The sequence below is a fragment of the Streptococcus sp. HMSC071D03 genome, from assembly GCF_001812125.1.
GTDB classification, from domain to species: domain Bacteria; phylum Bacillota; class Bacilli; order Lactobacillales; family Streptococcaceae; genus Streptococcus; species Streptococcus pseudopneumoniae_N.
Map to the genome: position 1 here is coordinate 1 of NZ_KV807698.1, position 5,051 is coordinate 5,051.

At 35.9% G+C, this 5,051-nt stretch carries 5 protein-coding genes and 1 pseudogene; 5 read left to right on the plus strand and 1 reads right to left on the minus strand.

The features are described 5' to 3' along the window. The 3 genes from HMPREF2837_RS00935 to HMPREF2837_RS00945 all read left to right on the plus strand — a co-directional run. The coding region (locus HMPREF2837_RS00935) for a DUF3801 domain-containing protein (RefSeq protein WP_075230528.1) at positions 1 to 378 on the plus strand (378 nt) is incomplete at its 5' end. Then, entirely contained in the window at positions 375 to 2,186 is a 1,812-nt protein-coding gene (locus HMPREF2837_RS00940; RefSeq protein ID WP_061087884.1) for a VirD4-like conjugal transfer protein, CD1115 family, read from the plus strand. The genes HMPREF2837_RS00935 and HMPREF2837_RS00940, both read left to right, overlap by 4 nt. Before the next feature lie 41 nt (positions 2,187 to 2,227). Next, positions 2,228 to 2,473, plus strand: coding sequence for a hypothetical protein (locus HMPREF2837_RS00945; protein ID WP_061087885.1), 246 nt, complete (start codon positions 2,228 to 2,230; stop codon positions 2,471 to 2,473). Here the strand turns inward: HMPREF2837_RS00945 and HMPREF2837_RS00950 are convergent. Beyond that, on the minus strand, positions 2,463 to 3,383 hold the full coding sequence (locus HMPREF2837_RS00950; protein ID WP_061087886.1) for a hypothetical protein: 921 nt from the start codon (positions 3,381 to 3,383) through the stop codon (positions 2,463 to 2,465). The two genes, HMPREF2837_RS00945 and HMPREF2837_RS00950, sit on opposite strands and share 11 nt — an antisense overlap. 101 nt (positions 3,384 to 3,484) lie before the next feature. On the opposite strand from HMPREF2837_RS00950, the gene HMPREF2837_RS00955 reads away from it, so the two are divergent. Both HMPREF2837_RS00955 and HMPREF2837_RS00960 read left to right on the plus strand, forming a co-directional pair. Then, a complete protein-coding gene (locus tag HMPREF2837_RS00955) occupies positions 3,485 to 4,834 on the plus strand; it encodes a hypothetical protein (RefSeq protein WP_061087887.1) in 1,350 nt (449 codons plus the stop codon). 11 nt (positions 4,835 to 4,845) lie between these two features. Further along, positions 4,846 to 5,051 (plus strand): annotated as a pseudogene (locus HMPREF2837_RS00960) (hypothetical protein); the annotation flags it as partial.

The following is a 5,051-nucleotide window of genomic DNA, read 5'->3' on the forward strand; positions in this document are numbered from 1 at the left end:
GCAGATGCTAAAGAAGTCCAGCAATTACTACATAATGAAGTCAATCTCGAGGCAGTTCGAAAAGAACTGGGCCAATACGGGATTGGCTTTTCTTTTTATACTCATCCAGATGGAAAGACAACCTTGGCTTTTAATGCAAAAGATAAAGGTGTTGTCGAACAAGCTTTTAAGGATGTCCTAGAAGGCATCACAAGAGATCCTAAAGGATTCAATGAGAGAAACCTTAAAAATGGGAAAACGACTTCTTTTGAGGAGAAATTGAAACATTTCAAAGCAGTTGAACAAGAGAAAATCAATTCCCTCCAGGTAAACATTCATACGAAGGAGTTTGTTCTTCCAGAAAATATCGAACCACAGATTGGAGGGAAAATGAAGTGATTACAGAAAAGAAGAAACGGAGATTTAGACCGTATTTGTTGTTAGGCATTGGTCTATTCTACCTCTTTCATTGGCTCTTTAAACTATGGCTGTTGGCACCTGATACAGACTCAGTAACGGATGTATTTGGTCTTGGGAAGTTTAACTGGATGAGCGATCATCTGAGCGATAAATCTTGGTTTGATTTTCAATTCACACCAACTTCTTTATTGATTGGTATGAGTGGGTTTTTGATTGCTTTTCTGTTGTATTTGAGAGTAACAGATACAGGTACATACAGGTATGGGGAGGAACATGGATCAGCTCGCTTTGCAACGAAAGAAGAGTTGGTGAGATTCCGAGATGAAGATCCTGAAAAGAATATGATCTTTACTCAAAATAGCCAGATGGGACTATTTAATAACCGATTGAGCTTTGAAAATCAGATTAATAAAAATATTTTGGTGTATGGTGGTACAGGGGATTCGAAGACTCGTAGTGCTGTAAAACCAAATATTTTACAAGGAAATTCTAGTTTTGTAACCACAGATACCAAAGGGATTTTGATTCATGAAACAGGGAAGTCTCTTATAGAAAAAGGCTATAAGATGAAGATTTTTGATTTGATTAGTTTCTTGAATTCAGATGGTTTCAATGTTTTTAGATATATTCATAATGAAATGGATATAGATCGAGTGGCAGAGGCTATTACAGAGTCTCTCAACAGAAATGGTCATGAGGGAGATCCTTTTTGGCCAGCAGCCAATAAACTCCTGATGCGTTCTCTAATTGGCTATCTTTATTTTGATGGTAAGCTCGATCACTATCTGCCTAATTTAGGGCAGGTTACAGATATGATTCGAGAATTGAGAAGAAATCATCCAGAAGCGGAGAGTCCTGTTGAATTGATGTTTGAAGACCTGGAGAGAAGGAGTCAAGGGAATTATGCTAGTAGACAGTGGGATCTATTCAATAAAAACTTTGATGGCCAAACACGGGCTTCTGTTTATGCTATCTTTGCAACAACCTTCTCAGTATTTGATCATGAGCAACTAAGAAAGATTATTGAAAAGGATACACTCGAGATTGAAAAATGGAATATTGAGAAAACAGCAGTTTTTATTCATATTCCAGAAGTGGATCCAGCTTACCAGTTCTTATCTGCCCTTCTTTTTAGTACCATTTTTGATGTGCTAATAAAAACTGCAGATGCAGTTATATTAGGTGAGCATCCAACAAAGACCAAGGAAGACTTATTGCATCTACAGGTGTGGGCGGATGAGTTTGGTCAGATTGGGAAGATTCCTAATTTACCACCAATTATCTCAGTTATTCGTTCTCGAGAGATTTCTATCAAGATGATGGTACAATCTCAAAGTCAGATTGAAGTATTATATGGTAAAGAAAATACGAAGACGATTATCAATAACTGTGGTGCTATTCTTTATTTAGGTTCAAATGACTTAGACACGCTTAAGTACCTATCTGAGCGATCAGGGAAGCAAACTTTGAATGATCAGAATTATAGTGAGAGCAGAGGAAGAAATGCCAGCAGTTCTAAGCAGAACTCTAAAATTGGTCGAGAACTGTTGACACCGCATGAGGTGGCAACGATTGGAACAACAGAAGCCTTACTCTTCCTATCCAAACAAAATGTCTTTCGAGATCAAAAATTTAACCTGGATACGCATCCAAGAGCTAATCTCCTAAGCAATGGCCCAAACGATGACAATTGGTATCGATATAAGCGCTATCTGAGTGATATTGATGAGTGGAAAGACCAGGTTGGGGAAGAAAATGTTATTCATATTGAGATTAAGGAAGTTTAGGAAGTTCCTCTTAAAGTCAGTTAGGAAAGAAAGGAAATCTAATGGAATTTTATGATTCTTATTGCGTTTTAATTGCTATAAATTGGGATCAGTATGTGTGGCTGCATCAGGAAGGCGAAAAAATAACCTGGCATGAAAATTTTGCTCATGCAGGTTTTTTTCGTGATTTTGATACAGCTAAAAGGGTAGCGGAAACTCATTTATTAGAAACTTTTGGAGCCATAGGCTTCTATAAGATTGTTGGTTTTTCTACAGACGAACTTGGCTATATAGAAACTAAGAACTAGATAGCACAATGTGTCTTAGTATTTTTTCATGAGGGATAGAAGCATTTATATAACTGTTTTTGTATTTTTTAAATGGCCCAAGATAATAAATAGTGAGTTCTTTCTTCTTTTTGTCAGCCTTTTTTAAAGTTTCTAGTCTTTGTTTGACTCCTTGTTGATTAGCTAGGCTCTCATTAATTATGAATGTTGGAGGTATTATTAAGTTGTCCATTTGGCAACTTTGTTTGATTCTAATTAAAAAATAAGAATCTTTTTCTTGATCAGCTTTAACGTATCGAACCGTAGCTTTTGCAAAGTAAACTTTTGTTTCATGCTCGTTGATGAGTGAGTTATTATCTAAATTTTGAAAGTACAAGTCAAGATTTAATTTGTTTCCTGAAGAATCTAAAAAGGTATATTTTTCTCCAGATTTAAACTCTTTATAAAGTTGAACCAGACGACTTAGAGATTTTACATGACTATTGAAGGTCTTTTCCGATATGTTATTAGAAGTAGTAGATTTTTTCGACCTTATTTCAGTTGAGACTTGTTCTTCTGTTTTTAATGAATTAGTTATTTCTGTAAATGTAGCTGTAACCAAATTAATATCTACTTTAACAGTATTTTTGTCCCGTTCAAATGTATAACTTTCTTCTATCGTTGTTTCCTGCGCCCGTTTCTCATATCGATTTTGTACTACGGGACAGTTGACTGAATGTACTTGGTCAAAGTTACTGGTTCGGAAATGTGGCTCCTTTGTATAAGGAGACTTACCAAAGTTTATTAGTGTAAGTCCAAATGGACAATTTTTGTCACACTGGAAATTATGCTTGTTTTTCAATATTTTATCTAAAGATAAATTGTAAGCATCCATTGGTTCAATATTGTGTTCTAATTCAATGCTGTATGCTTCGGGGTATGTATATGACATATCTTACCTCTTTCTTCTAATATTAAATTATCTCTTTCAGAGTTTATCTACCAACTATTATAACATTAAAACATATCACTTCAAAAATGAAAGGAAAAACTGTGAATACATTACCACAAAAACAATTTAAACGAATGAAGCGTGAAGTTGAGGAGGAGACTGCACGAGGGATTGGTTATTTTGAGGGGATTTTAGAACATATCCCTTCTTACCCTCTCTCTGAAGCAGTAAAAGAGTTAGCTTTATCTGGCTGGATTACTCCTCATACAGATGTCATCGATGTCCAGAATATGATTGTTACTGAATCTATAAAATGGATGAATTATCAAGATTTCAAAGAAGTTGCCCCCTACTTATTTTCATATCCTCAAGAGCAACGAGAGAAAGATTTATTGGTTCGACCAGTGAAGATCTCCAGAGAGTACTTTGAGGAATTACAAGTCAATGCAGAAGAATTATTTCACTTGAAACAAGACTTGCTTCAGGTTAATAATCAATTAGATGCTAAGATCCAGGAATTGGAGATGGATCAGCTACCGAATGGCGATCAGGTCATTGGAGTTGATCTAGAAGCTGAGGAGGTATTGTTACTACGAACTCCAGAAAATGCTCAGGTTGAGGAATGGGAGGTTCGTAAAGATGGCTTGATTACTGATTATCGTTCCAATCTTTCAGAATCAGCTCAAATTGTAGATGTTTTGTTTGAAATGAAGAATCCAGAGATTGATATGATTCTCTACGAAGAAGTAATCAACTATTCTAAGAAAACTTGGCCAGATTCAGAACCCATTCAACTTCCAGAAAATATCAAGGAACTGTTGAATCAAGAGGGTAAGCTTGATTCCTCATATTATCAAATAGCTCAGTTTGAAACATTAAAACAAGCTTATATTTATGGGATGATTTCACCTAGTTTTCAGGAGCGTTTCCCTCATTATTCAGATTTCGTTAGGAACTATGTAGAAGATAGAGAACAATATGAGTTTTTTAACTATGGTACAGAAGCCGTTTCACTAGCTCAGGAAATTCTAGTACCACGTTTAGGAGATATTAACCAAATTTTAGGAACGAATAATCAGGAGTTAATCGTTCAAGAGGTCACTGGATATTCTCAGGGTGAAAGCTGGGAACTAGCTTATTTACGGGATACAAAGACGGAAGATAGAGAATCCGTTCGGTTTTATCTTGAAAGTGAGATTGGAGCTTGGTATAAGGGAAGTTTGACAGAGTTGGCTGTTATCCGCTTTGATGATATTGATCTAGAGAAAGGATTTAATGGCCATCAGGAAGCAGTCTATCATATCGACGAGAACTTGTTAATTCATGATAAGCTAAAACAAGCCCAACTCCATTTTCCTGATTTAAACCGTTTTGTAGTAGCCAAAGAACTTGAGAAAGAACAGACACAAGATATAGTAGCAGAAAAAGAAGGGGCAGAATTTTCATTGTAGGGAGGTAACAGATGGCATTAAGCAAAGAGGAAGCCAAAAGATTATCTATTATTTCTGTTGCAGAGCAACTAGGCATAGAGTTAAAGCGTACAGGAAGCTATAGTTATACCTGGACGGAGCACGATTCATTTGTAATCGATACAAGGAAAAATGAATTTCACTGGAATTCAAGAACTGAATTTGGGGATGTCATTCAGTTAGTTCAATCCATAAAAGG

What these genes read in the sequence shown, in the direction of transcription:
- HMPREF2837_RS00945 (WP_061087885.1), top strand. Translation starts at nt 2,228, where the DNA reads ATGGAATTTTATGATTCTTATTGCGTTTTAATTGCTATAAATTGGGAT.
- HMPREF2837_RS00950 (WP_061087886.1), bottom strand. Translation starts at nt 3,383, where the DNA reads ATGTCATATACATACCCCGAAGCATACAGCATTGAATTAGAACACAAT.